Consider the following 26,386-nt stretch of genomic DNA (forward strand, 5'->3'; position numbering starts at 1 on the left):
ATTTCCTCTCTCCTTATAAGACGCGTAAGACCTAGTGGAGGTCGCGGTCAATCACGTTGCGAGCAACGCGCTGCTGCTGGGTGATCTCCAGGTTACCGCGGTCGCGCGAGAAGGCGTTGAGCAGCCAGTGCAGCGCAACGAGGGTGCGGCTGCGGAAGCCAACGATGTAGAAGATGTGCAGTCCGAGCCAGGAGATCCAGGCCGGGAAGCCAGCGAACTCGGTCTTGCCCAGCTTGACCACTGCGTTGAAGCGGGAAATGACGGCCATGGAGCCCTTGTCGAAGTACTCAAACGGCTCGGCCTCGTTAGCGGTGGACTCCTCATCAATCTTGGCCTCGATGAGCTTGCCCACGTGGTTGCCGCCCTGGATGGCCACCTGGGCCACACCCGGAAGGCGGTTGAGGGAAATCATGTCGCCGACGATGTAGACGTTCTTGTACTCACCAACCGTGAGGTCCTCGTTTACGGAGACGCGGCCGGCCCGGTCTGCCTCCACGCCTGCCTGGTCGGCAATAAGCTTGCCCAGCGGGGAAGCGGCGACACCTGCAGACCAGATCTTGGTCGCAGCCTCGATGGTGACCTCTTCCTCGTTCTTCATGTTCTTGTAGGTGACGGCGTCAGCGGTGACGTCGGTAACCATGGCGTTGAGGCGCACGTCAACGCCCAGCTTCTCCAGGGTGCGCTGAGCCTTGCGGCCGAGGCGCTTGCCAAACGGAGGAAGCACCTGCGGCGCACCATCCAGGAGGTAAATCTTGGCGGAGGAGGAACCAAAGTTGGAGTAGGTGCCAGCGAAGGTGCGCTGGGCCAGCTCCGCGATCTGGCCGGTGAGCTCAACGCCAGTCGGGCCGGCGCCGACGATGACGAAGGTCAGCAGCTTTTCACGCTTGGCAGGATCCTCTTCCAACTCAGCCTTCTCGAAGGCGGAGATGATGCGGGAGCGGATCTCGAGGGCGTCGTCAAGCGTCTTCATGCCCGGCGCGTGCTCGGCAAAGTGGTCGTTGCCGAAGTAGGACTGGCCAGCGCCGGCGGCGACGATGAGGGAGTCGTAGCCGTAGGTGCGAACAGCGCCGTCAAGTTCTGCGGAGACGGTCTGTTCCTTGATATTGATGTCAGTGACTTCGCCGTTGACGAAGTTGACGTTGTCCTGATGGCGCAGGAGCTGACGCGTGGACGGGGCGATTTCGCCGGCGGAAATGACGCCGGTGGCTACCTGGTAGAGCATCGGCTGGAAGAGGTGGTGGTTCTTCTTGTCGATGAGGGTGATCTCAACATCCGCGTTCTTGAGCTTCTTAACGGCGTTGATGCCGCCGAAGCCGGCACCGATAACAACGACGTGGTGGCGGCCGTTACTAGGGCGGTGGGGAGTTTGCGCCATGGTGATTGAATACCTTCCTGAAGAAAGCTTGATTATTTTACCCGAGTCAGTCTAAACCTTTCTAGCGGTACATGCATACTTTATGGGTTATTAACTGGCTTTTTGGGCCGCGCCTCCACCTCTTCGTGGCCCGCTGGTTTTACTCTAAGTAAATACGTGTGTGCGATGAGGAAGGCTGGCTAGAGCGTGTATTCCCACTTGGCATCGATTGACGCTGCAACGTGGCCCGGCGTAGCAACCGTGCCCTCACCGCGTTTGCTGCGCTTTACGGGCGGCCGGACTGAAGCGGAGTTTGCGCAGGCCTGCGCCAAAGCAGGGGTGGAGCTGGAAGGCGAGGAGCCGGATCTGGCTGTGCTTCACGACGCTCTCTTTTCCCGCATCGCCGACTCGGGCTGGCTGGGCCTGGCTGAGTCTTATATGGCAGGGGAGTGGACGACGCCCGATTCCGATCGCTTGGTCAAGGTTCTCCTGCGGCTGTTGGGGGTGGGGTATCGGCCGAAAGCGAAGGAGCTGGCGGTCGAGACTTCGAGTCCCGGCGAGCTACCCCTCGATGTGGTGAAGCTGTACGCGGGTGACTCCTTGAGCCATTCGGGCGGAATTTTCGCTAGCGGCGTTCCCACCACGGTGCGCGAGGCGGTCCGCAGCTATAGCGCGCGGATGGGGAGCAAGGAACCCAAGGAGCACTTCGTCGATGTGACGAGCGTGACCGAGCCTACGCACACGGACCGCGAGGACTTGGGTGATGCACAGCGCCGCGCTGCACAGTGGCTTCTCGATGCCACCCGCACCGGCGCCGGCACACACCTTCTGGTGTACCCGGCGACTGGGCTGCAGGTAGCAGTACAAGCCGTTGCCCGGCGCGCCACCGTTGACGTCCTTACGGGCGACACAGAGCAGCAGGCGCTGTTCGACGAACAACTGCTTCTCGAAGGCGCCGCCGACTCTGTCCATGTGCAGGGCATCGAAACGGCGTTGCCCAATCCGAAGAAGTGGCGCGGGCGCTATGACGCGATTGTCAGCGTGGAGAAGCTAGAGACGCTATCGCCCCCCGAGCGCCGGCGCTACGTACAGATGCTGGATCGCTCGCTGGTCAGCGGTGGGCGTGTGGCTGTGGCCTCGTTGTTCGCCACCGACGCGATGACCCCGGCCGCTCGGTCTGCGATTCAGGTTCTGCGCGCCTATATTTGGCCCGGATTAGACTATCCGACGATCGAGGAGACCCACCGACTTTTCGATAGGCGTTCCAACCTGCGCATCATCGCTCAGGCCCACACCGGAAGCCACTACCTGGAAACGCTTCGCTACCAGCGCAGTTTCTTCGATGGGCGGCACCGCGAAGCGGCGGCAGCGGGCTTCGACCAGGTTTTCCGCCGCCTCTGGACCTTCCAGTTCGCTCTCCGCGAGGCGCTGTTCACCTTAGGAATGCTGGATGCCGTGCACGTGATGGCGACGCACCGCAACCGCGGAGGCCGCCGCTAGCGGTCTACACTGGGCGGCGCCAGAAGCACAACCACTTTGCGGCCCGGAGGGAAAGAACATGGCAGACCGCACAGGAATTATCGCGCACCGAGGATATAACGGGTGGTTCCCGGAGAACACGTACCGTGCCTTCGAGGAGGCTCTCAAGCTTGAGGTGGCCGGTGTGGAGTGCGACGTCAACCTGACCAAGGACGGGGAGGTAGTGGTTATCCACGACCAGACTGTGGATAGGACGTCGGATGGCACCGGTGATGTCGGTGACATGACACTGGAGGAGCTGCGCACACTCAACTTTGGTACCGACGAGGATCCCCAACGCATTCTGCTTCTCGACGAACTGGTGGACCTCATCGAGTCATACCCCGGAAAGCAGCTGCTCATCGAGACGAAGCACCCGTCTCCTTTCGGGGCGCGACTCGAAGAATCGGTGGCCGAAGTCCTACGCAACCGACATCTCGATGCCGATCCACGGTTCAGTCTGATTTCCTTTAACCCTGAAGCAATTGCGCGATTCCGAAACCTAGTGCCATCCCTGCGCTCCTTTCTTCTCTTGGAACCGGATGCGGGACTACCAGATTCCCTCGAGGGTGCTTCGGGCTTCGGGCCTTCCATTCGCCAAGCCCGGTTGGACGCTGACTTCTTTGCAGACGTCGACAGTCAGTCCTACGTCTGGACGGTGAATTTACCGAAGGACATGGAGTGGTGCCGGAACAATGGGATAGAGCTCATGGCAACGGACTTGCCAGAGCTAGCACTCGACGTTGTGCGCTCAGCGAGTTAACGCCAAGCTACGCCCGTGGCCGTTGTGTTCATGACCGAAAAGGTCTAGCTGGAAAGATGGTGGCGCTTTCTTGCCCGGGAGTTTCTATGGAGTTCTTTCTCCCGTGCTTTGTGTGACGTTCCCCACGCGCAGGGAGTGCTTTTGGGGGCTAGGCCCCTGGAATTTTCTTTTTGTTTATTCAATCAAAACGTTGAGTAAACCTTCTGTTTACTGCCTTGGTCTAGTTTCTTCTGCATGGCAAAAACCATCCCCGCGAGCGGGCGAGCGGCTGCGATCCCTCCTGTTAACGAGAAGCCGATCGTCTCCGAGGAGTACGCGCGCCACCCACGCAAGCGAAAGCTTGACTGGCGCCAGATCGGCCTAGCGGCATTGCTGATTGGCCCGAACCTTCTCCTTCTCATTCTTTTCACCTATCGACCACTGGTCGATAACATCCGCATCTCTTTCTTTAACTGGAATATTTCATCGCCGACGATGACTTTCGTCGGCCTGCAGAACTACATCGACTGGTTCCAGGCGCCAGATACTGGACGCGTGGTGTTCAACACTGTCGTCTTCACCTTCTTCGCGGTGGTCGGTTCGATGGTTCTGGGGCTAGCGCTGGCATTGCTTCTGGATCAGAAACTGTTTGGCCGTGCGGCTGTGCGCTCAATGGTTTTCGCGCCCTATGTCATCGCTGGCGCGGCGATTGGCGTTGCCTTTCAGTTCGTCTTCGATCCTAACTACGGGCTCATTCAATACTTCTTGGGTCTTATCGGGGTCGATGTGCCGAACTTCTACCAGCAGCAGAACTGGGCACTGTTCATGATTACGGTGACCTATGTGTGGAAGAACGTGGGCTACGTTTTCGTCATCTATCTTGCTGCCTTGCAGGGGCGCCGCCGCGACCTCGATGAGGCCTCTGAGATTGACGGCACCCCGGCCGTGCGACATTTCTTCCGCGTGGTCCTGCCACAGCTTCGCGGTACCACGTTTTTCCTGTTAATCACTGTGCTGCTCAATTCCTTCCAAGTCTTCGACATCATCAACGCGATGACCGGCGGTGGACCGTTTGGTTACGGAACCTCCACGATGGTTTTCCAGGTGTACCAAGAGACGTTCATCAACAACCGTGCCGGCTATGGCGCTGCCGTGGCCACCATCATGTTCCTCGTCGTGCTTGTCATTACGGTGCTGCAGATCAAGTTGCAGGAAAGGATGGATAAGTAAATGTCCGAAAAACGCGCGATTCCGGCTTCCATCAAGGTAGGGCTCCCGCAAGCGAAAGGAGAGCTGCCACCGGTTCCTGGTTCGCAGTCCCTCGCAGCACCAGTCATCTCCGAGGCCCAGCGCAAGCGTAAAGGTGAGCCGGTTGATCATGCTCATCCAGCAACGAAGGTCGTCGGCTACATTGCCTTGGTACTGACAGTGCTGATGATTATGGTGCCGCTGTACTTCATCTTCATCACCAGCTTTAAGTCTTTCCAGGATGTGTACTCGGACCCGATTTCCTTCTGGCCTAATCCTTTCAAGGCAGAAAACTATTCCTATGTCTGGCAGACTTCTGGCTTTTCGAGCTACCTGAGAAACTCCATCATCATCACGCTGATTCTCACGGTGGTGGAGGTAGTCCTCGGAGTGCTGACTGCCTATGCCTTCGCATTCATTCGCTTCCCCGGCCGGAATCTGCTGTTCTTGCTCATCATCGCCTCGTTGATGGTGCCCAACCAGATCACCATTATTTCCAATTACTCGCTGGTTGCGTCATGGGGTTGGAGAGACACCTACGCTGGAGTCATCATCCCGTTGGCGGGCGTGGCGTTCGGTGCCTTCCTCATGCGCAATCACTTCCAATCATTGCCGCCGGAGATTCTCGAGGCCGCGCGCATGGACGGGGCAGGATTCTTCACCACCTTGTTTCGAGTGGTCCTGCCCATGTCGTGGCCAACGCTGTCCGCGTTCGTCCTGATCACAGTGGTCAATGAGTGGAACCAATACCTGTGGCCCTTCCTGATTACGGATACACCGGCTGCAGCCACCCTTCCGGTGGGCCTGACCCGCTTGCAGGATGCGGAAGGCGTGACCAACTGGGCGCCGGTGATGGCCGGCACAGTGCTGACAACCCTGCCCATGATCATCATCTTCCTCATACTCCAGAAGCCGATGATTAAGGGCCTGACTGCTGGAGCAGTCAAGGGCTAGCCTGCCTGCTATCCCGACGCCCAACTCGAACAAGTCCCCTGAACTCTTCACTTCTCAAGGAGAACCTCCCCATGTCTCGTAAGATTTCTACTCGCATTGTTGCCGCTTGCGCGGCACTTCTCACAACTATGTCCTTGACCGCCTGTGCAGGTGGTTCGACCACCGCAGGGAACGACTCAAAGGACGGCGGAGACGCCAACACCATCACCTTCTGGTCCAACCACCCGGGTTCTTCCCGTGATATAGAGCAAGAGCTCATTGATGAGTTCGAGAAGGAGAACCCAGATCTGAAGGTCGAACTGGTTACCGCAGGTTCCAACTACGAGGAAGTTGCACAGCGCTTTAACGCTGCCCTCGCAGGTGGCGACCTTCCCGACGTCCTCGTTGCTTCTGACGTCACGTGGTTCAACTTCGCGCTGAATGAGGCCACGACGCCGCTCGATGAGCTGTGGGAGATGAACGACATTGACTATGAGAGCTACGTCGACACCCTGCGCGAAGACTACAACTACAAGGACAAGCACTACGGCGTTCCGTACTCCCGATCCACGAACCTGATGTACTGGAACACCGATGACCTCAAGGCAGCTGGACTTCCTACCGACCGTGGCCCGAAGGACTGGGAAGAATTCGACGAGTGGGCCACCAAGATCAAGGACAAGCTCGACAAGCCGGCCGTCACCGTTCCGGATGGATCCAACTACCTCGACTGGTACTTCCAAGGCATGATTTGGGCCTTCGGTGGCTCTTACTCTGATGAGTGGGAACCGAACTTTACGTCGAAGGAGTCCATCGAGGCTGGCAAGTTCTTGCAGGACCAGGTCAAGGCCGGTCACATCGAAATCTCCACTGACCCGACCGTAGCCTTCGGCTCTGGCAAGGCCTCTGGGCTGCTGGAGTCCACCGGTTCCCTGGGCGGGCTGAAGGAGACGGCGACGATTCCATTCATCACGACCTACCTGCCAGGCCCTGGTCCTTCGGCAGCCACCGGTGGTGCTGGTCTGGCCGTGCCGGCTGGAATTTCTGACGAGCGCAAGGCTAACGCGGTCAAGTTCATTGACTTCCTGACGAACACCGAGAACACGATCAAGTTCTCCCAGAAGACGGGCTACATGCCGGTGCGCAAGGACGCCCTGGATGATCCGGAGGAGAAGAAGTTCTTGGAGGAGAACCCGAACGCCCAGACGGCAATCGAGCAGCTCAACGAGAACACCAAGCCGCAGGATTACGCTCGTGTCTTCGTGCCGGGCGGCGGACAGCGCATCGGTGGTGTTCTCGACCGCATCACTGTGGGCAATGAGGATGTGGAGTCCGCATTCGGCGACCTGCAGAAGGAGACGCAGAGCGTTATCGACCGCGACATCACCCCGAAGCTCAAGTAACACTTCGGATCGTTTGAAAGGACACCATGGCTACTGTTGAATTCCGTCAGGCTTCCAGGATTTATGACCCGAAGAAGCCACCGGCGGTCAGCCGCATTAACCTCGATATCAAGGACGGCGAGTTTCTCGTACTCGTCGGACCGTCTGGTTGCGGCAAGTCCACGACATTACGCATGCTTGCTGGCCTTGAGCCAATCGACGAAGGCCAGATCTTCATCGACGGGGCCGACGTTACCGAGACCCGCTCGCGGGACCGCGATGTAGCCATGGTGTTCCAGTCCTATGCGCTGTACCCCAACATGACAGCACGTCAGAATATGGCGTTTGCATTGCAAAATGCCAAGGTGGATAAGGCAACCATCGAAGAGCGCGTGAGCTTCGCTGCGAAAATGCTGGAGCTGGAGGACCTTATCGATCGCAAGCCCTCCGCAATGTCGGGTGGCCAGCGCCAGCGTGTGGCCATGGGGCGCGCTATCGTGCGCCAGCCCAAGGTCTTTCTCATGGATGAGCCCCTCTCCAACCTGGATGCGAAGCTCCGCGTATCCACGCGTGCGCAGATCCTTCAACTGCAGCGCGAGCTTAACACCACCACGGTCTATGTCACCCACGACCAAACTGAGGCAATGACCATGGGGGATCGCGTGTGTGTCCTCAAACAGGGCATTATTCAGCAGGTCGCCCCACCTAAAACACTGTATGAGAACCCCGGTAATTCCTTCGTCGCGACGTTCATCGGTTCGCCGGCTATGACTCTCATCGACAACGTCCCCTTCGTTGACGGTCGCGTCGTCAGCGGCAAAGACCAGGCGCTGGACTACTACATGCCACAGGAACAGTCCGCGAAGGTGGGAGCGGATCACGTCCTCGTTGGTGTGCGCCCAGAGAACTGGGAAATCATCGGCGTCAACCAACCAGGTGAAGAGTATGGGATACCGGTTAGGGTCGATATTGTGGAGCACTTAGGCTCCGAGCTGTACGTTTATGGTGGCCGCGAAGAGTCGGCCAATGACGGGACCGTGGTCCGCGGTGACCGCATCACGGTGAAGGTGCCGCGCGGCATTGACGTGCACCAAGGCGACACGATCTACCTTCGTCCGATGAAGGGCGGGTGCGTGTTCTTCGCCCCGGACACCGAAATCAATTACGACTATCTCTAACCCGGCTCCACCACATCTGTTGCGCCGGTGGCAGAGCTCCCGACGAGGAGTATTGCCACCGGCGCGTTGCTTATGGAGTGACGACCGGACGGGAGGCTCGCTCCAACAGCACTGCGATTGATTCATAGGTCCGCCCGGAGATCATCTCCAGGCCCATCTCGCAGGTGCGGTTATCGGAGACGAAGGCGTCGAAGTGCTCCGCGTCGAGTGAAGCACGCTCCTCGCGCGTGGCGGACTCGACGAGCTCCGGGTGCAGCATGACGCGGTCACCGGCGGAGCCACAGCACATCGCGCCCTCCGGCACCTTCGCTGTGCCGCAGAGGTTCGCCAGGTCAACCAGGGCCTGGCTCATGCCCATGTGGTCAGTCGAGCAAGTTGGGTGGACTGCGATGGAGCCCATGTTTTTCACGATGGGCAGGTGCGGGGCGATTTCATCACGGAGCCATTCCACGACATCGAGGATGCGCAGATCCTCCCAAAGCTTGCGGTCGGCAGGGGAGAGCACCTCAGGAACCGAATCGAGCAACCCGTGGGTGCAGCTGGCAGCATCAACCACGATGGGCAGCTGGCCATGCTCCGACCAGTGCCAGAGGTCGCGCACAATCTTTTGAGCTTGGTACTCAAACCCTTCCTTGTAGCCCTTGGAGGACCACGGTGTGCCACAGCAATCGCCGGCGACATCCTCGGGGATCCACACCGGCTGGCCAGCCCGGCGTCCGAGTTCCACGATGGCGCGCGGGAGGTCGACCGAATCCTTAGCCGCACCGGCTGGGCGGCCGAAGATGCGGTTGATGCAGGCAGGGAAGTAGAGCGCGCCAGCGCCCTCGCGCGGGGTTTCCGGCAGACGCGATGCGGCCTGCGGAAGCGGCCCCGGGACGGTGGGCAGCAAGTCGGGTGCTACCACGTTACGTGCCATGTTGGCGCCCAGCTCGAGGGGCTTGTGGGGAATCTTGTTGGCGGAGATGATGCCAGCGCGGGCAAGCTTTTCCACCAACTCCCAACGCTGTGCCGTCGTCAGTGCCACCTTCTCGCGGGCCGGGGTGGCCTGCTGGGCGCGCAGCTGCTTCATCACTGCGCCGGTGTCGATGCTAATCGGGCAGGGGATAGAGCAGGTGCCGTCGGCGGCGCACATGTCGACGGCGTCGTACTGATACTCCTTCTGCAGCTGCGCCAAGACCTCCGAGCCTTCTTCCTGCCGGGCCATCTCGCGGCGCAGCACGATGCGCTGGCGCGGGGTCACCGTGGCGTGGCGGGAGGGGCAGACAGGCTCACAGAAGCCGCATTCCACACACGGGTTGATCTCTTCCTCGACCTTGGGGAAGGACTTGAAGTTGCGCAGGTGGATGGTCTGGTCCCGGGTGAGCTTCACGTTCGGTGCCAGGATGCCCTTGGGATCAATCATGTTCTTGACCTCCCAGAACAGCTCGAAGGCCTCCGTGCCCCACTCGTGCTCCAGGAAGGGGGCCATGTTCACGCCGGTGCCGTGCTCGGCCTTCATCGAGCCCTGGTACTTGTCAATGACCAGCTCGGCCAAATCATCCAAGAACGCGGCATAGGACTCGCGCTCCTTCTCGACATCAAAGCGCGGCGTGAAGAAGAAGTGCAGGTTGCCAAAAGCAGCGTGGCCCATGACCGATTCCGGGTAGCCATACTTGGCCTGCAAGTCCAACAGGTCCGCTGCGGCCTCACCGACCTGGGAAGGCGGGAAGCAGACATCCTCGGTGATGTACGCCGTGCCGTTCGGGCGGTCTGCGCCCAGCAGGCCGTACAGGCCGTTGCGCAGCTCCCACGCGCCGCGCATGCCTTCCGCGGTGGTGAGGAATTCGAGGGGGCGGAGTAGTGGGGCGTCGGCAAGCACGGTGCGTAGGCGATCCATGGCCTTGTCCAAGTCTGCCTCGTCGCTGCCGCCGACCTCGACGAGGAGTGCTGCGGCGTCATCATCGAGGTTGCGCCACGATTCCGGCGCGTGCGCATAGTGCTCGGCGGAACGGCGCATGACCGGGGCGACTAGGAGCTCGCAGGCTTCCGCGCCGGTTTCCATGATGGGGTGCACGTAGTTTGCGGCATCGCGGAGGTTGGGCAGCTCGACCCAGGTCGTGGCCTTTACGCGCGGAAGCTTCACCGTGCGGATAACGGATTCCGTGATAGCACCGAAGATGCCCTCGGAGCCGATGAGGAGGCGCTTGAGAATGTGCACGGGCTCGTCTTCATCGAGGAAGGCGTCGATGCGCAGGCCATTGGTGTTGCGAATAGAGAACTTAGTGCGCAGGAACTTCACCATCTCGGTGTTGGCGCGCAGCTTATCGCGGAAGGCCAGCAGATCGGCGTGGAGCTTCGGCTCCTGCTTGCGGAAGGCCTCGTCTCCACGGGACGTATCCACGATGGTGCCGGAAGGCAAGACGAAGATCAGCTCTTCGATGCTGTGGTAGCTATCGCGTTCCAAGGAGCAGCGCATGCCGCCGGAGTTATCGGCCAGCACGCCACCGATGGTGCACACGGACGTGGAACCCGGGTCCGGCCCCAGCATGAAGCCATGGCGGGAGAGTACTGCCTGGGCATCGCCCAAGATGACGCCGGGGCGCGACCACAGCTTGCGGCCTTCCTCGCGCACTTCCATGCCGCCGAAGTGGGTCTTGACATCGACGAGGATGTCATCGCCCATGGCCTGGCCGTTCAGGGACGTTCCTGCTGCGCGGAAGGTCATGTGGCGACCGTGAGAATCGCAGTACTTCATGAGCGCAGCGAGGTCCGCTGCGTTGCGCGGGGAAACCACGATGTTCGGGATGGATCGGTAGGGACCGGCATCGGAGGAGAAGCGCACGAGGTCGCTGAGTCGGCCGTGCACGTTTTCTGCGCCGACGATGGCTTCCATGTCCGCAACCAGCTCGGCGGGGGAGCCGTGGCGGTAGCGCTCGGAAACGGCGTCGGCCTGGCTGGTAGCGCCGGCCGGGCGTGAGAAACGAGAGGAATCGGGGCTTAGTAGCTTGGACATATTTCTAATCTATCGCTTGACAGTAAATCTCGACCAAACCGGGTACGTGAGGTTCATCATATGGGATACTCAATTCATATAGTGAGACATATTCTGGAAAGGAAACACTATGACGAACCCGCGCACAGAAGGGGAGACTGGCGAGAAACTCGCCGTCTACATCTTTCCCATCGTTATTGTTGCCTGCGCCATTGCCGCCTTTGTGAGCCCCAGCACCTTTGAGCCGGTGGGGCAGTACACCTCGCAATTGCTCATGGTCATCATGTTTTCCATGGGGCTTACCCTGACGATTCCGGACCTGGCCCTGGTGGCGAAGCGCCCATTGCCCATCTTCTTGGGCGTTATCTGTCAATTTGCCATCATGCCGACGAGCGCCGTGCTCGTGGCTAAACTGCTAGGGCTTTCCGACGCCGCCGCCGTCGGCCTCATCCTTCTCGGGTCTGTGCCCGGCGGTACGGCCTCCAACGTGATGGCCTACCTGGCCAAGGGTGATGTGGCGCTGTCGGTGGCGATGACCTCGGTATCCACGCTGGTCTCGCCGATCATGACGCCGTTGCTCATGCTGTGGTTGGCAGGGCAGACCGCGGAGGTCGATGGTGCCGGCATGATGTGGTCGCTGGTCCAGACCGTCCTCATCCCGGTAGGCCTGGGTCTGCTGCTGCGCGTGATTGCTAGCAAGGCGGTAGACAAGGTGCTGCCGGCTTTGCCGTGGGTGGCCATCGCCGGCATCGGAGGCGTGGTCACAGCGGTGGTGTCGAAATCGCAGGATAAGCTGGTCACCGTTGGTCTCGTCGTGTTTATCGGCGTGGCTATCCAGAACCTCATCGGATTCCTCTTTGGCTACTACATGGCCAAGCTAGCCCGCCAGCGCGAGGCAGCGGCGCGCACCACGGCAATTGAGGTGGCGACCCAGAACTCGGGGCTTGCTTCGGCATTGGCCTTGCAGTTCTTTAGCCCAGAGGCGGCGCTGCCGGGTGTGGTTGCTGCAGTGTGGGCCAACGTCACTGGCGCAGTCTTCTCCGCCATCGTGCGCCGCAAGCCCATCGAGGACGAGGCGGAATCCAGTAAAACTGCGGTTTCTGTGTAGAAGGTTGCCCATCCGGGCAACTAGCTCCGCATAGGTGGTTGGCACATGTTTGCCGGCCACCTTTTCTGTTTGTGCAGACCTGGAAGTGCATTCATGCAGGTGGTCGTCGTCAAGCGCCCAGGCAGTGCTTTGCGACGACCAGCGAGTCTGTACTTCCAGGTCTGCACTTTTGAAGGCGGCGGGGTACGGTGCGACAAAAAATCTCCCCGCCCTTCGGTGAGCAACACCGGAAGGAGACGGGGAGATGCTTGTGTCTGAAGACCTAAACCTGGGAAAGATCCTGGTCCTTCAGCTCCTGCATCATGAGGATAGCGATGAGGGAGATGAAGCAGACGATGATGAGGTAATAGCCCACGTAGCTCACGTTAAAGGCGCTGACCAGCCACGTAGCGATGAACGGGGCCACGGCGGCACCCAGGATAGAAGAGACGTTGTACGCGATGCCGGAACCGGTGTAGCGGACGTTAGTGGGGAAGAGCTCCGGCAAGACAGCCGACATGGGGCCGAAGATGAGGCCCATGATGAACATGCCGACGAGCAAGAAGCCGAGGACCGAGTTGCGGTCAGCGTGTTCGATGCCGAGGAAGAAGGGGAAGCTGAAACCGAAGGCAATCATGATGAGTGAAGTCACGACCAAGATCGGCTTGCGGCCATACCTATCCGACAGCATGGAAGAAACAGGAATGCCGATGATGAACATGAAGATGGAGATCAGCTGGATCTCCAGGAACTCCAGGTAGGGGATTCCCAAACCCAGCCCCTGGGATTTATCGCCGATACCGTAGGAGAGAATCCAGGTGGTGACTAGGTAGAACAGCGTGTAGCAGGAGACCATGACGAAGGTACCGATGATCATCGGCTTCCAGGCAGTGCGGAAAGCCTCCACCATGGGGGTCTTGACCTTCTTGCCTTCGTCTACTGCCTGCTGGAAGACAGGTGTTTCCTCCAGGCGCAGGCGGACGTAGAGGCCAATGAGGACCATGACAGCGGAGGCGAGGAAGGGCAAGCGCCAGCCCCATTCCATGAAGGTGCCGGTCGTGTCGCCGCGGGAGTAATCCATGGTCGCAACCAGAGTCAGGAAGAAGCCATTGGCGAGCAAGAACCCGAAAGGTGCGCCGAACTGCGGCCACATGGCGGCGGAAGCGCGCTTGCCTTCCTCGGCGGTCTCGGAAGCCAGCAAAGCTGCACCGGACCATTCGCCGCCCAAGCCCAAACCCTGGCAGAAGCGCATCAGGGCCAACAGGGCAGGCGCGATGATGCCCGCGGTCTGGTACGTGGGGAGGACGCCGATGATGAAGGTAGCAATGCCCATCGTCAGGAGTGCACCCACGAGGGTGGCCTTGCGGCCGATGCGATCGCCAAAGTGTCCAAAGAGCACTGAGCCCAGTGGCCGGGCAATGAAGGCCAGGCCGAAGGTGGCAAAGGACTGGAGCAGGGCAACGGTGGGGTCCTCGGTCTTCGGGAAGAAGAGGAAAGGAAAGACGGCTACGGCTGCCGTGGCATAAATATAGAAGTCATAGAACTCGATGGTCGTACCAATGGTCGATGCCACGGCCACACGCACGCGGTCACGTTTTGTGAGCTGCTGTGCTGGGGCCGCTGTCTTTGGCGGCGTGGTGCTGACGGCGGTCATGTGGGAAGCGCCCTCCTTGATAATTTCAATAGAGTGATTGATTATGTGGGAAACATTACCGTCCCATAGATTGAAATCCAACTCTCACCACATGATAAATTTGCGAGAACTGGGAAGAGGTTGACATGTTGTGGTGCTGTGGCCGTGACTATTGGGCGGGGAGGGTGCGCAAATACAATCTGACATAATGTACATTATCGGACAATAACCTATGCTGCGGGAAGATGTGACTTAGCATCTCCCATCTCTGGGCTCGCATGGATCTACGCTCAGGCCTTGACGGTGCGACCCGTGCTGAGCCATGGGCGCCGGCGGAGTCATGCGTGTGTTGCGCGTACTCGACAGGCCCTTGATGCTTTGCTCCGAGTTGCCTGTCCCGTCCGCATCGCCGTTCCGAAAGTTCGAGCCTTCAGCTTATTTGGCGACTTCTTGGTTTGCTGCCTTCCGGGCGCTTTCCTGTGTGCCATGCGCTGTCTGAGGGTCGCTATGCGTGCGGGTGGGATATTTGTGATGGCACCTTTAGATCTGGGCTGATCCGCATCTCCCCAGCCGCCTTTGGGGCAACCCCTTTTAAGGCACAATATAGTCACTGTTACGTAATGGCACTGTATTTAGGGAGTCCATCGGAGAACTGGTTTTAGCGCCGACGGTAAGCCATCACCAGCTGCACCACGGTGAGAGCTACAAGCACTACAGAAAACGCTGCCATGAGCTTCGTCCCCTGAAACCAGATGAAAATGCCGAACCCTGCGAGTACGACGAGACGCACCCACAGGACAGGAATAAGATGCTGATAATTCATGACTGGCCGGATGCGTTACTTCTCGAGGGTAACACGAACGTTAACGTCGCCGACCTCAGAGATCTTCGCGGCGATCATCTCCGGGGCTTCGACGCCGAATTCAAGGCGGTTAATCGGAATATCGCCGCCCAAAATAATGGTGTCGCCATCGCGGACTACCTGGAAGTCCTGTGTCACGTTCTTGGTCTCGCCGTGGATGGTCAAGTCACCAGTCAGCGGCACGGTGACCAATGAGCCGTCGTCAGGCACAGCGGAGACATCTGCCGGCTCGGTCAACGTGAAGGTCGACTCTGGGTACTTCGTTACCTCAAAGAGCTTCGACTTCATGTTCTGATCGCGCACCTTCTTGTCCGTGGTCAGGCTCGCCATGTCCACGGTGATGCTGGCTTCCTCAACGACCTCGTCCTTGATGGTTGCCTGGCCCGTGACATGCTTGGTGGAGCCAGACGTCGTGCGCTTATCCGCCGGCAGGATCTCGTCGATGGTAAACCCAGCTGAGGTGTAGTTGTAGGCCGAACCTTGCACCACGTGCCATTCGCCATCAACGTCCGTTGTTGCGGCATGGACCTTATCCGCGTTGATCGGTTCGGTCTTCACACCGCGGCCCATGATCACCGAAAATGCTAGCGGTCCAAGGGCCAGCGCTGACGAGGCCAGAATCAGGACCACGAAGATACTGACAACCAGTTTGCGGTTACCTAATACGGATTTCATGTACTATCTCAATTCCTCAAGCTTACGAGCCAGTGCGACCAGTTCGGCACACAGCTGTTCCATCTCCTCAGCACTGGCGCTTTCCGACGCCGCTGTGGCCACGTCCTCGGCACAGCACCGGAGCTCAAAGAGACCGTCGCGGAGACGGTCCGCCTTGTCTGGAGTTAGGATGACAGCGTCCGCAGGAATGGATGTCCCGGCCACGTTGTGGCGCTGCTCGTATGCTCGTTGCTTGCACGAGGGCGAACAGAACTTGCGTGGCCTTCCCCGCCCGCCTTGTGCGATCTCTTTGCCGCACCACTGGCAGGTTGCCGTCCGGTGCCTTGAGGGCTTGCCGGGCTGCGGATCCTGTGTACCAATCACCTCACTCACCTTAGCCCATTAACCCGAGGGTGGGAACAAAGGCCGTGGGCCATTCGTTATAATGATAGAACTTTGGGTGATATAGGTCGACCCTGATCCCTTCCCTCAACGCTTGAAAAGGATGATGTTGCATGGCAGATCGCGTACTCCGTGGCAGCCGCATGGGCGCAGTGAGCTACGAAACCGACCGCGACCACGACTTGGCCCCGCGCCAGATGGTGAAATACCGCACCGAGGACGGCGACATCTACGAGGTGCCCTTCGCCGATGACGCGGAAATCCCCGAGGAGTGGATGTGCAAGAACGGTAAGCTCGGCACCCTTGTTGAGGGTGAGGGCGTCGAGTCCAAGCCGGTGAAGCCGCCGCGGACCCACTGGGATATGCTGCGTGAGCGCCGCTCGATTGAGGAGCTGGATGAACTACTGACTGAGCGCATCGAAAACCTGCGTTCGCGTCGTCGCGCGGCAGCCCGTCTGCTGAAGGAGCAGAAGGAACAGGAAGAAAACGAAGGCTAAAAAGCCTGTCGCGGGCCTGTTGAACGGTCTAAGGGTAGTAGCTCCACGCAAGTGGAAACCACTACCCTATTTGTCGTTTTGGGCCCTTAATCCGAACGTCGCGCTATGCCTTGGCACCGTCGTGCGGCGCTGAATTAAGTTCCGGCCACTGGAGAACCAGCTCGGCGAGATAAACCGCCAAGGCAGGACCCAAAACCGCGAGGAAGAAAGCGTAGCCTCCCCACTGCGCCGGGAAAAAGAACGGGAACAGCACCAAAAGTGCCGCCGGGCATACCGCCACTAGAGTACGCGGTAGGTGCGCTACCGCCTTCGTGATGGCGGCCGTGCACCGCTGGCTAAAGCTCAGCCCCGGGGCATCGAGGTGGAAAAACCACACGCTGATGCAGCCCAGCACGAGGAGCCCAGAAACCAGCGCGGCACGCAGAACGACGCCCATTGTCCCGAAACCGGCCTTCGCGATGATGGCGAATTCATAGGCAGCTAAGGCGCCCAGTGCCAGGCAGATAAGCCACCAGGCGGTATTTGTTCCGGGGCGGGTCAAAAGGCCCCGAACGAAGGCCGCGCCGCGGCGTGAACCTTCTTCGCGGACCATCTGTCCGGTCACCGCGTGGGCGGTGCGCAGAGACATTCCCCCAGTCACCACGGGAAAGCACGTGATAACGAGGAGAACGTTGACGATGACAAGGTCAGCGAAAAGGCTCAGGGCGGCGTAGAACTTCGATTCGGGGCCGAGCAAGCGATTCATGGTTCTTTAACCTATCGCACTTGATTAGCCCTTCACGGCACCGGCAGCCACACCTTCGATGATGTGCTTCTGCGTGGAGAAGTAGAAGATGACGATGGGGATGATGGCAAGGACCAACATGGCCATCATGGCACCCATGTCGCGGTTACCGTTGGAGCCGACGAAGGACTGGATGACCACCGGGATGGTCTTGTACCGAGTCGACAGACCAATGACCAAGTACGGCAGCAGGTAGTCGTTCCACACCCACATGGCGTTGAGAATGGCCACGGTAATGGCCGTCGGCTTGAGCATGGGCCAGACGACGCGGAAGTAGTTTTGTAGCGGACCGCAGCCGTCGATCATCGCGGCTTCCTCGACATCCAAGGGGATCGACTTGACGAAGCCCGCAAACATAAACACCGACAGACCAGAACCGAATCCGAGGTAGAGCACCACGATGCCGATCGGGTTGTTGAGGTGGAGCATGTCTGCAATCTTGACCGTCGGGAACATGACCATCTGGAACGGGATAATCATGGACACCACGAAGAGGTAGTACAGAAGGTTTGTCCACCACGTCTTGACGCGCGTGATGTAGTAGGCGGTCATCGCGGAGAAGAACACGATGACGATGACGGACAGAATCGTGATGACGAAAGACCACAGGGTGGCTTCCAAGAAGCCCTGCTTGGTCAAGCCCACCATGAAGTTCTCGAAGCCGACCCAGGTTTCACCGATGGGAAGAGAGAAAGGATCGGAGGAGATAGCGAACTTGGACTTAAAGGAGTTAATGAAGATGAAGAGGATCGGCCCAAGGAAGACGATGGTGAAGAACACCAAGATGGCGTAGACCACGAACTTGGCGCCGCCAGACATCCGGGTCTTATTGTCCGAGGGAAGCTGGTGATCCTTCTTCTTCGAGGCCGGGACGGCCTGCGCTGAAGTGCTGGTAGTCATGACTTATGCCTCGATTTCCTTGGAGCGGGTCGCGCGCAGCTGGAAGTACGCGATGACGACCACGACGACGACGAAGATGACGGCCTTGGCCTGACCCACGCCCTCGACGTTCATACGGTTGAACAGCGTGTTAACGATGTTGAGCGCGACCATCTCAGTTTGTCCGCCGGGCGCGCCGTTGGTGAGCGCAAGGTTCTGGTCGAAGAGCTTGAACGAGTTCGACAAAGTCAGGAAGAGGCAGATAGTGATGGACGGCATGACCATCGGGATGGTGACATGGCGAAGCATCTCCCACTTGTTGACGCCGTCGAGCTCGGCTGCCTCGATGAGCTCGGGCGGGACGTTCTGGAGGCCGGCGATGTAAATAATCATCATGTAGCCGATGAGCTGCCAGTTGAGCAGCATAATGAGGCCGGCGTAACCGAATTTCCAGTCCGCACTGATTGTCGTGGCATAGTGCGAGAGCACGGCGTTGATCATGGTCTGCCAGGTATAGCCCAGCACGATGCCGCCGATGAGGTTCGGCATAAAGAAGACCGTGCGGAAAAAATTGGTTCCGCGAAGTTTGCGGGTCAGCATCCACGCCAAGAGGAAGGCGAAGACGTTGACGGTGATCACAGAAACGATGACCACGAGGACGGTGAAACCGAAGGCCGAGATGAAACCTTCGCGTTGGGAGAAAGCTTTGACGTAGTTGTCGATGCCAACCCACTTGGCGTTGGTGATGGTGGTGAACTTCGTAAAAGAGAGGAAGAATCCCACGATGAACGGCACCAAGAAGGCAATCATGAATGCCAGAAGGGTGGGCAAGACAAAGACTGGGAAGTACTTCTTCAGCGTTGCTTGCATGGTGGTGAAACCTTAATTTCAAGTGGTGCCACACGCTTCCTAGCGGGAAGGCGTGTGGCGAGGGGGTGGGGACTTAAGGCCTAGCCCCAGTTGGATTCCTTCTCAGCAGCCCAGTTGTCCTTGAACTGCTTGACGACGTCCTCCCACTTCAGGGTGCCGGAGGCGTACTGCGACAGGGCCTGGCCGAAGTCATCCTTGAACTGCTGGGACGGGAAGTACTGGAAGTTCCACGGGTAGGTGGTCAGATCCTTGTTAGCGATAGCTTCCGCGACCTGCTCAGCGAGGGGATCATTCGGGGTGTCCTCGGCGGTGTAGCTTTCGAACGGTGCGATGAAGCCGAGGTCCTTAACCACGTGCTCCTTGCCAGCCTCGGAGGTAAACAACCAGTCCACGAAGTCCTTGGTGGCCTTCTGGTCGACCTCGGAGGCCTCAGAGTTCACACCCAAGTAGTTCTCGGTACCGACGTTGATGCCGTAGTTTTCTTCGTCCGGCAGGCCCATGTACATCGGCAGGAACTTGATCTTGTCTTCCTTGACCACGTTTCCGGAGGTCTCAGCGATCTGGGACCATGCCCAGTTACCGTTCTGGACCATGGCGGCCTTGCCCTGCGCAAACTCAGCCATGGAGTCAGATACGGTCTTGGAGGGGGCCAGGGTCTTCGCCACGGTGGAATTATCCAGGTAGAGGTCGAAGAGGTTCTTGAATTCCTTGTTGTAGGAGAAGTCGATTTCGTTGGTGTCCTCGACATTCTTGTCCTGGTACTCCTGCCAGATAGGAGCATTAGCCAGGTGAGTCTGCCAACGCCAGTCCTCGCCAGAAGTCAGTGAGGTGGAGGCGAAGGCGCCTTCGATGCCAAGCTCATCCTTCTTGGCCTGCATGTCCTCGGCGACTTCCTTGAGCTTCTGGTAGCTCTTGATTTCGTCGGTGGACTTGATCTTCGCGCCGGAGGTGGCGATGTACTTGTCGAAGATTTCGTCGTTGTAGATGATGCCGAAGCCCTCGACGGCGAACGGAACGCCACGTACCTCGCCATCTTCGGTGGTCAGCGGCGGAATATCGTCGGTGAGCTGCTTGGCTACCTCAGTATCCGACATATCTGCCATGTAATCCTGCCAGGTGATGAAGCCAGCGGGGCCGTTGACCTGGAAGAGGGTCGGGGCTTCGTCCTTGCCAATTTCTGCCTTGAGGGTCTGCTCATAGGAGCCGGAGGCGGCAGTGACGACCTTGACCTTGACGCCGGTCTCTTCAGTGTAGGCCTTTGCGATCTCCTGGTATGCGGCGTCCTGTTCGGGCTTGAAGTTCAGGAAGTAAACATCGCCTTCCTCGTCGGTAGAGCCGGAGCACGCGACGAGACTAGCGGCGGCGAGCATGGAAGCCATGCTGATGGATGCAATGCGAGTAAGACGCTTCATGAGGTCCTCATCTTTCTTGATGAAAAGCGGGATGATGAGCCGAGATGGATACCCGGCTCGTATTCGGTTGTGTCTGGGATGCCTTCCGCGACGAAAGATTCTTCCCAGCGCCACCAAGTGCTTCATAGCGGATCGCAATCCAACTATGAACTGGTTAGCCTGTCTCCTACCTTAGTGAGGTATTCCACATAATCAAAAGAAAACGGACCTAGAACGCCCGATTGTGACTATATCCATATTCGGGCACGAAATCTTTCCCCATTTAAGGGGCAATCGGGCTTAAAACATACAAATCAATATAATAATCAGCTGAGAGCCGCGTTTTCGATCTGTGGTTTTGGAGGCCACTGGGGCACGCAAGCGGTTATGACAAGTCTCCGTTTGTGGGCTGTGCGTGGAGAAGCCGCGCCTCGTCTCGGCGGGCGGGCAGCACGGACTCAAGGTAGGATGCCGTCGCCTCCGGAAGGGACACGTCCTCTCCCCTCTCTTGGGCAAGGAACCAACGGTGGTCCACGATTTCGTGAAAAATCTGCGCGGGTTCGAGCTTCTGCAACATCTCTACGGGGACAGCGGCGATGGTCGGCTCGTACTCTTGCGTCATCCACAGGTGCGCGGCCTGGGTAAGCCCCACGTGAGGCCCACATTCGACGGCTTGGTAGGCCTGGATGGAACCCAAGAGGCGCTGGGCTTGGTGTTCCTCGACGCTTAATCCCGTCAAACTCAATAACTGCGCGCGGTAGTGGCCGGGATCGACCACCACTGGGCGAATCCGCACCACGTGTTTCGAATCGTCCTTCGTGACCTTGAGCTCGCCTACATCGAAACCCAGCTGATTGAGGCGGTCAATCCGCTCGGAGACGCGCCAATACTCGCTGGCGTCCACGGATTCTTCGGCGGTTAGTTCCGTCCACAGCTCGAGGTAAGAGCTCTCAACCAGGCTGCCTAGGGCGATGACATCGATGGAGGAATCCAAGCATTCTCCTGCTTGCAGGTCCATGAGTTCACCGATGATGTTGACGCGGGCGATGTCGACGTCGTAAAGCCTGCGTGATTCGGAGAGATTGGGCTGGAACTCCCCCGTTTCGGCGTCGACAAGATAGGCCGAATAGGTCTCGGCGTCCCGCCGGAAGAGGGTGTTCGACAGCGATACATCGCCCCAATAGAAGTTCAGCAGATGCATGCGCACGAGTAGCACTGACAGGGCCCGGATTAGCTTTTCCGCCTCGACTACCGTGAGGTGTCGCGAGAAGATCTCGCGGTACGGTAGGGAAAACTCCAGGTGCTCAGTGACCAGCGCCGCGGTGAGCTCCCCGTAGCTCTCTTTGGCTGGGTGTCGGCCGGTAATCACGGCAACAGGGCGCACACTGGGTGCGCCAAGACGCTGCAGTTCGCGCAGCATTTTGTATTCGTGGTGGGCGGTACGCGCGCCGATTTCCTTGACCGCGACGATGCCGCGGTTAATCCCCACGAAACGCACGATGTGCCGGGAAATACCCCTAGGAAGGGCCGCGATGAGTTCAGCGGGCCACTGTTCCAGGGGCGTATCCCACGGCAGCGTCAGAAGTGCCGACGCGTACGTCGAGGAGGTGATACTCATAGACTCTTTCACGTCGAGTCACTCCACCTTCGTAGCTGAATTAATCCTGGCTCTATGCCTATCCGTGCTGCTTGGCTCGCAGTAGCCGGGCACGGGCTACGGCAGGCGCTTTCCAGTCGAGGCTGAGAAGTTGTGCTGGCCGCCTTCGACGATGCGTGCATAGAAAACGCTGCCCGGGGCGGGTGCGGTGTTCGGTGCGGAACGAACGACGATCTGACCGGATTCGGGGACATCCTCGCTCGAGGAGCCGAGGTCACCTTCGCCCACCAGCTTGCCGTAGAGGAAGGAATCAGAGCCAAGTTCCTCTACGAAGTCGAGCTTGATGGGAATGGAGTGGTCGGTGGATTCGCCCTCCGGGATGATCTCTAGGGCCTCCGGGCGGAAACCGATGGTGATGCGATCATTGTCTTCCGGGGTCATGGCCGCGATGGTTTCCGGGGACAGCTTGATGCGGGCGTGCCCCGAGGTAGCGTCACCATCCTTGACCGTAAAGGTACCGAGGTTCATGGCCGGGGAACCGATGAAGCCGGCGACGAAGACGTTGGCTGGGCGGTCGTAGAGCTCGCGGGGTGCGCCGACCTGCTGCAGGTAGCCGTCCTTGAGTACCGCGATGCGGTCACCCATGGTCAGTGCCTCGGTTTGGTCGTGGGTGACGTAGACGGTGGTGACCCCGAGCTTGCGCTGCAAAGCCGCGATCTGGGTACGCGTCTGCACACGCAGTTTGGCGTCGAGGTTGGACAGTGGCTCATCCATGAGGAAGACCTGGGGATTACGAACGATGGCGCGGCCCATGGCTACGCGCTGGCGCTGACCACCGGACAGGGCCTTCGGCTTGCGCTCCAAGAATTCGGTCAGGCCCAAGGTAGCGGCGGCTTCATCGACGCGCTTGTTGATCTCGTCCTGGGATTTGCCTGCGATCTTTAGCGCAAAACCCATGTTCTCGCGCACGGTCATGTGCGGGTAGAGAGCATAGTTCTGGAAGACCATAGCGATGTCTCGGTCACGCGGTGCGACGTGGGTGACGTCCTTGTCGCCGATGAAGATGGCACCGTCCGTGACGTTTTCCAAGCCGGCCAGCATGCGCAGCGTGGTGGATTTACCACAGCCGGATGGGCCGACCAAGACGAGGAACTCGCCGTCAGCGATTTCCAGGTTGAACTTCTTGACGGTGGGTTCTGTAGCTCCCGGATAGGTTAGGGATGCATCTTTGAACGTTACGGTTGCCATAGCAAACTCTCCTCCATCGGCAGGTACGTGCCGAACGATCCGTAGTGTGAGAATGAAGTGAAACAAGTCACTGTGCACCGGATAAAGTGCCACTTACGACATTAGCACCGATGGTGGTTATTACCACAAAAGCCCGAAAGCCATGACAGGCCTTCGGGCTCGTGGTGAGGAAAGCAGTTTTAGCGGTTGAGTGTGCCCTTCACCAAGTTGGATACCTCGGAGACAAAGTCGGAAACAGCAGTCTTAGCGTTGCTGAACTTGGGGCCAAGCTCCATGTCCTTTACCGTGCGTGAGGTGATCTTGGATACCTCAGAGGTAAAGTCGCTCACCTGCTCGGAGCGGTGCGCAACGCCCCACTTGGTGACCTCCAGCAGAGAATCCTTGACAAAGGAGCCGTCGAGCTTCGACTCACCCAGCTCGCGCTCGGTAAAGGTGATCGGTACCTCGCGGACATCGAAGCCGTCCTTGATGGCGCGGAAGGCAACGTCAACCTGGAAAATGTAACCGGCGTTAGAGAGCTCCTCGAAGTCAAGATGCTCGAGTAGCTCGCGACGGAAGGCACGGTAACCGGCGGTCATGTCGTTGATGCCGGCGCCCAGGGCGACCGAGATGTACTTATTACCCAGGCGGGAGAGCAGCTCGCGGTTGGCAGGCCAATTGACGGTCTCACCGCCCGGAACGTAGCGGGAGCCGATAACCAAGTCGGCACCCTTGTCAATTTCCTCGAGCAGCAGGTGCAGCTGCTCCGGCGCGTGGGAGCCGTCTGCATCCATCTCGCACAGCACCTGGTAGTCCTTCTCTAGGCCCCACTTGAAACCGGCGATATACGCGCCGAGAAGTCCGCCCTTGCCCTCACGGTGGAGAACGTGCAGGTGGGAGTCATCAGCGGCCAGCTTATCCGCCGCGTCACCGGTGCCGTCCGGGGAGTTATCGTCCACAATCAGGATGTGAACCTCCGGCGTTGCCTTGCGCACACGCCCGGTAATGAGCGGTAGGTTCTCAATCTCGTTGTAAGTAGGGATGATGACCAGGGTAGATTCGCGGGTCGAGCTCACTAGTTCCTTGCTCCTTTAGATTTCTTTCTCAGGCGCGCTGCGTCGTCCGGACAAGCGGGTGGAATAGATCGCATACAGCGCACAGACCGTTCCAATAATAGCCATGAGCCATTGCAGGAGCGAACCATAACGCACCGCAAATGTGCGCCGTTCTCGCAGCGGAAGCTCTTCTTCAAGATATGCCGGTTCAAAGATACCGCTGGCCTGGCTCACTGAGCCATCCGGGTAGACGATCGCCGAGACCCCGGACGTAGCCGCCACAACGACGGCCCGATCCGCTTCGATCGCGCGCAAGCGGCTCATGGCCAACTGCTGGTAGGTCATGTCGGAGTCACTAAAGGTGGCATTGTTCGTCGGTGTCGTGAGGATCTGCGCCCCGTTGTTGATGGCGGTTCGGAACGCCTGGTCAAAGCTGACCTCATAACACGTGGCAACGCCCACCGCGGTCCCAGCCATGGTGACCACGCCCGGACCGTCACCGGGCTTCATGTCGCCCGCCAGATCCACCAGATCGGTGATCTTCCTAAAGAAATCACGCATCGGCATCGTCTCACCAAAAGGCTGCAGGTATTTCTTGTGGTGGTACTCCCCTGCCGAGCCATCCGGATTAAACACCTGCATGGTGTTCCGTGCGCCAACCTCATCCTGGGTCAGCGTTCCGACGAGGATTGGGGCATCGATGTCGCGGGCGGCGCCGTCGATAAGCTCCCGAGCGTCCTCATTGGCAAAAGGATTGATATCGGAGGAGTTCTCCGGCCAAATGACGATATCCGGTCTGGACCCATCCTGCGCGGCCTGCTCGGTCACGCGGACGTGGTTATCCAGCACCGCGCGGCGTTGGGCGGCAAAGTCAAGGCCCAGCCTTGGCACGTTTCCTTGCACCGCGGCGACCGTCACCGTGCCTGTTGTGCGGCCCGGGCGGTCCACGCTCTGTGCCGCTAGCAAGCCAGCTAGCAGTGGCACCGCCAAAAACGCACATGCCAGGCGCGGTGAGCGGGCAAGCCCCACCAATCCTGCGCCTACGCAGACCACCGCGCAGGTAATGAGTGCCGGCCCGCCCCACGCGGCAAGACTGGCGAGTGGGCCCTCTATTTGCCCCCAGGCGAGGCGCACCCACGCAAAACCGCCAAAGGGCACTGAGGAGCGCAGCATTTCTACCGCCACGTAGAAGAACGGGAAGAGAGCGAAACCGTAGTTTAAGCGCAGCAGCGCCGCCCCGCCGATACCAAGGAGGATGCTGTACAGAGACAGGAATAAAGCGAGCGCAATATAGGGCATGTTGCCCACTAACTCACCAATCCATGGCAGCGTGAACAAGTACAACACCGCGCTATGTACACAAGCGACGAGGGCCGCCCACCCCAGACCGAGGGGTTTTCTCCACGGTGAGAGCGCTGCCACGAGCATCGCCATGCCGATTATGCCGGCGGCCCACCAGCCGCGTGGCTCAACGGCAAGGTAGGTCACCGCGCCCGACGCAGCAGCGAGAGCGAGCCGGGCCACAAGTACCAGCACTACTTCTTTCCGTCCTCAAAGTCTTCTGGCTTGACGTGTTGGGTCCACGTGCGGATTTCATCTTCATCCAAGACCTCATGCGACTGGCCAGTTTGATCCATGCCCCCCATTCCATCACCGGCGGCGCCTGCGCCAAAGGTGCCGAAGGAACCATAGGAATCGCGGTGCTGGGCCATGGGTGAGGCTTCGTACACGCGCACGCCCATGTTTTCGATCTTCCGGAACATTGATGCCGCAAGTAGCGTGCGGATGATGGACCGCGTGGGCGCAAAGATAAGCAGCGCTCCAAAGACCGTGGAGACAAATCCGGGCAGTGACAGCAGGATTCCGCCCACCATGGTCAGGCCAACGTTGCCTGCCGTCTTGCCCGGGGTGGGATCCTCCATGACGTACACACCGTCTTCGGTCTGACGGATGCGGCTGACCATCATGCGGCGGACTTCCCAGCTGGCGATGGTCATACCGAAGAGCATGGTCAGCGCCAAGGCAAGCAGCGCCCACAGCACACCAATCCACTCGGCAACGGCCCAAAAGGCCATAGTTTCTAGGAGGATGTACGCGATGAAGAGAACAAACGGCATGTCGC

The 26,386-nt window shown here is 59.1% G+C and carries 23 protein-coding genes; 8 read left to right on the forward strand and 15 right to left on the reverse strand.

Annotation, left to right across the window (positions count from 1 at the left end):
- Window positions 1–31 precede the first annotated feature (31 nt).
- A complete protein-coding gene (locus QKE52_RS02465) occupies window positions 32–1,375 on the reverse strand; it encodes an NAD(P)/FAD-dependent oxidoreductase (RefSeq protein WP_046649378.1) in 1,344 nt (447 codons plus the stop codon).
- Window positions 1,376–1,561: 186 nt separating this feature from the next.
- Here QKE52_RS02465 and QKE52_RS02470 point away from each other — a divergent pair, with 186 nt between their 5' ends.
- The 6 genes from QKE52_RS02470 to QKE52_RS02495 all read left to right on the forward strand — a co-directional run bounded on the left by QKE52_RS02470 (window position 1,562) and on the right by QKE52_RS02495 (window position 8,355).
- Window positions 1,562–2,854, forward strand: coding sequence for a class I SAM-dependent methyltransferase (locus QKE52_RS02470; RefSeq protein WP_347948026.1), 1,293 nt, complete (start codon window positions 1,562–1,564; stop codon window positions 2,852–2,854).
- Window positions 2,855–2,912: 58 nt separating this feature from the next.
- Entirely contained in the window at window positions 2,913–3,635 is a 723-nt protein-coding gene (locus tag QKE52_RS02475) for a glycerophosphodiester phosphodiesterase family protein (protein ID WP_347948027.1), read from the forward strand.
- Window positions 3,636–3,869: 234 nt separating this feature from the next.
- Window positions 3,870–4,844, forward strand: a complete 975-nt coding sequence (locus QKE52_RS02480; protein ID WP_347948029.1) for a sugar ABC transporter permease — start codon at window positions 3,870–3,872, stop codon at window positions 4,842–4,844.
- Window positions 4,845–5,816, forward strand: coding sequence for a carbohydrate ABC transporter permease (locus QKE52_RS02485; protein ID WP_347948030.1), 972 nt, complete (start codon window positions 4,845–4,847; stop codon window positions 5,814–5,816). It abuts the gene before it with no gap.
- Between the two features lie 71 nt (window positions 5,817–5,887).
- Window positions 5,888–7,198 (forward strand): ABC transporter substrate-binding protein, encoded by a 1,311-nt coding sequence (locus QKE52_RS02490; protein WP_046649373.1) that lies wholly within the window; start codon window positions 5,888–5,890, stop codon window positions 7,196–7,198.
- Window positions 7,199–7,224: 26 nt separating this feature from the next.
- Window positions 7,225–8,355: an ABC transporter ATP-binding protein gene (locus tag QKE52_RS02495; protein ID WP_347948032.1), complete on the forward strand. Its 1,131-nt coding sequence runs from the start codon at window positions 7,225–7,227 to the stop codon at window positions 8,353–8,355.
- A 70-nt stretch (window positions 8,356–8,425) separates the two neighbouring features.
- Here the strand turns inward: QKE52_RS02495 and QKE52_RS02500 are convergent, their stop codons facing one another.
- Complete coding sequence (locus tag QKE52_RS02500; protein WP_347948033.1) at window positions 8,426–11,347, reverse strand: FAD-binding and (Fe-S)-binding domain-containing protein; 2,922 nt, start codon at window positions 11,345–11,347, stop codon at window positions 8,426–8,428.
- 109 nt (window positions 11,348–11,456) lie between these two features.
- Here QKE52_RS02500 and QKE52_RS02505 point away from each other — a divergent pair, with 109 nt between their 5' ends.
- Window positions 11,457–12,434 carry a bile acid:sodium symporter family protein gene (locus QKE52_RS02505; protein WP_347948035.1) on the forward strand — a complete coding sequence of 326 codons (978 nt, stop codon included), beginning with the start codon at window positions 11,457–11,459 and terminating at the stop codon, window positions 12,432–12,434.
- A 262-nt stretch (window positions 12,435–12,696) separates the two neighbouring features.
- Here the strand turns inward: QKE52_RS02505 and QKE52_RS02510 are convergent, their stop codons facing one another.
- From QKE52_RS02510 to QKE52_RS02525, 4 genes are all read right to left on the reverse strand, one after another.
- The gene (locus QKE52_RS02510; protein WP_070512732.1) at window positions 12,697–14,067 is read right to left on the reverse strand and encodes an MFS transporter; all 1,371 of its coding nucleotides are present in this window, start codon (window positions 14,065–14,067) and stop codon (window positions 12,697–12,699) included.
- 637 nt (window positions 14,068–14,704) lie between these two features.
- Window positions 14,705–14,869 (reverse strand): hypothetical protein, encoded by a 165-nt coding sequence (locus QKE52_RS02515; protein WP_168167324.1) that lies wholly within the window; start codon window positions 14,867–14,869, stop codon window positions 14,705–14,707.
- 15 nt (window positions 14,870–14,884) lie between these two features.
- Window positions 14,885–15,583: a YceI family protein gene (locus tag QKE52_RS02520; RefSeq protein ID WP_070821083.1), complete on the reverse strand. Its 699-nt coding sequence runs from the start codon at window positions 15,581–15,583 to the stop codon at window positions 14,885–14,887.
- Window positions 15,584–15,586: 3 nt separating this feature from the next.
- Window positions 15,587–15,946 (reverse strand): hypothetical protein, encoded by a 360-nt coding sequence (locus QKE52_RS02525; RefSeq protein ID WP_347948037.1) that lies wholly within the window; start codon window positions 15,944–15,946, stop codon window positions 15,587–15,589.
- 131 nt (window positions 15,947–16,077) lie between these two features.
- On the opposite strand from QKE52_RS02525, the gene QKE52_RS02530 reads away from it, so the two are divergent.
- Window positions 16,078–16,461: an RNA polymerase-binding protein RbpA gene (locus QKE52_RS02530; protein WP_158381051.1), complete on the forward strand. Its 384-nt coding sequence runs from the start codon at window positions 16,078–16,080 to the stop codon at window positions 16,459–16,461.
- A gap of 103 nt (window positions 16,462–16,564) precedes the next feature.
- Here QKE52_RS02530 and musI read toward each other — a convergent pair whose 3' ends face one another.
- From musI to QKE52_RS02575, 9 genes are all read right to left on the reverse strand, one after another.
- Window positions 16,565–17,206, reverse strand: coding sequence for an ABC transport system MusEFGK2I component MusI (gene musI / locus QKE52_RS02535; RefSeq protein ID WP_347948039.1), 642 nt, complete (start codon window positions 17,204–17,206; stop codon window positions 16,565–16,567).
- A gap of 24 nt (window positions 17,207–17,230) precedes the next feature.
- Window positions 17,231–18,145 carry a carbohydrate ABC transporter permease gene (locus QKE52_RS02540; RefSeq protein WP_049154663.1) on the reverse strand — a complete coding sequence of 305 codons (915 nt, stop codon included), beginning with the start codon at window positions 18,143–18,145 and terminating at the stop codon, window positions 17,231–17,233.
- A 3-nt stretch (window positions 18,146–18,148) separates the two neighbouring features.
- Window positions 18,149–18,994 carry a sugar ABC transporter permease gene (locus QKE52_RS02545; RefSeq protein WP_144013207.1) on the reverse strand — a complete coding sequence of 282 codons (846 nt, stop codon included), beginning with the start codon at window positions 18,992–18,994 and terminating at the stop codon, window positions 18,149–18,151.
- Window positions 18,995–19,074: 80 nt separating this feature from the next.
- Window positions 19,075–20,406 carry an ABC transporter substrate-binding protein gene (locus QKE52_RS02550; RefSeq protein WP_049154664.1) on the reverse strand — a complete coding sequence of 444 codons (1,332 nt, stop codon included), beginning with the start codon at window positions 20,404–20,406 and terminating at the stop codon, window positions 19,075–19,077.
- 364 nt (window positions 20,407–20,770) lie between these two features.
- Window positions 20,771–22,015, reverse strand: coding sequence for a DUF4032 domain-containing protein (locus QKE52_RS02555; RefSeq protein WP_049157730.1), 1,245 nt, complete (start codon window positions 22,013–22,015; stop codon window positions 20,771–20,773).
- A gap of 84 nt (window positions 22,016–22,099) precedes the next feature.
- A complete protein-coding gene (ugpC, locus tag QKE52_RS02560) occupies window positions 22,100–23,230 on the reverse strand; it encodes a sn-glycerol-3-phosphate ABC transporter ATP-binding protein UgpC (RefSeq protein WP_049157728.1) in 1,131 nt (376 codons plus the stop codon).
- A 179-nt stretch (window positions 23,231–23,409) separates the two neighbouring features.
- On the reverse strand, window positions 23,410–24,285 hold the full coding sequence (locus QKE52_RS02565) for a polyprenol monophosphomannose synthase (protein ID WP_071407082.1): 876 nt from the start codon (window positions 24,283–24,285) through the stop codon (window positions 23,410–23,412).
- A 15-nt stretch (window positions 24,286–24,300) separates the two neighbouring features.
- A complete protein-coding gene (lnt, locus tag QKE52_RS02570) occupies window positions 24,301–25,800 on the reverse strand; it encodes an apolipoprotein N-acyltransferase (RefSeq protein WP_347948040.1) in 1,500 nt (499 codons plus the stop codon).
- Window positions 25,800–26,381 carry an FxsA family protein gene (locus QKE52_RS02575; RefSeq protein ID WP_195914074.1) on the reverse strand — a complete coding sequence of 194 codons (582 nt, stop codon included), beginning with the start codon at window positions 26,379–26,381 and terminating at the stop codon, window positions 25,800–25,802. The genes lnt and QKE52_RS02575 overlap by 1 nt, the downstream gene beginning before the upstream one ends.
- Between the last annotated feature and the right edge of the window lie 5 nt (window positions 26,382–26,386).

Source organism: Corynebacterium sp. c25Ua_47, assembly GCF_039907205.1.
GTDB lineage: Bacteria > Actinomycetota > Actinomycetes > Mycobacteriales > Mycobacteriaceae > Corynebacterium > Corynebacterium hiratae.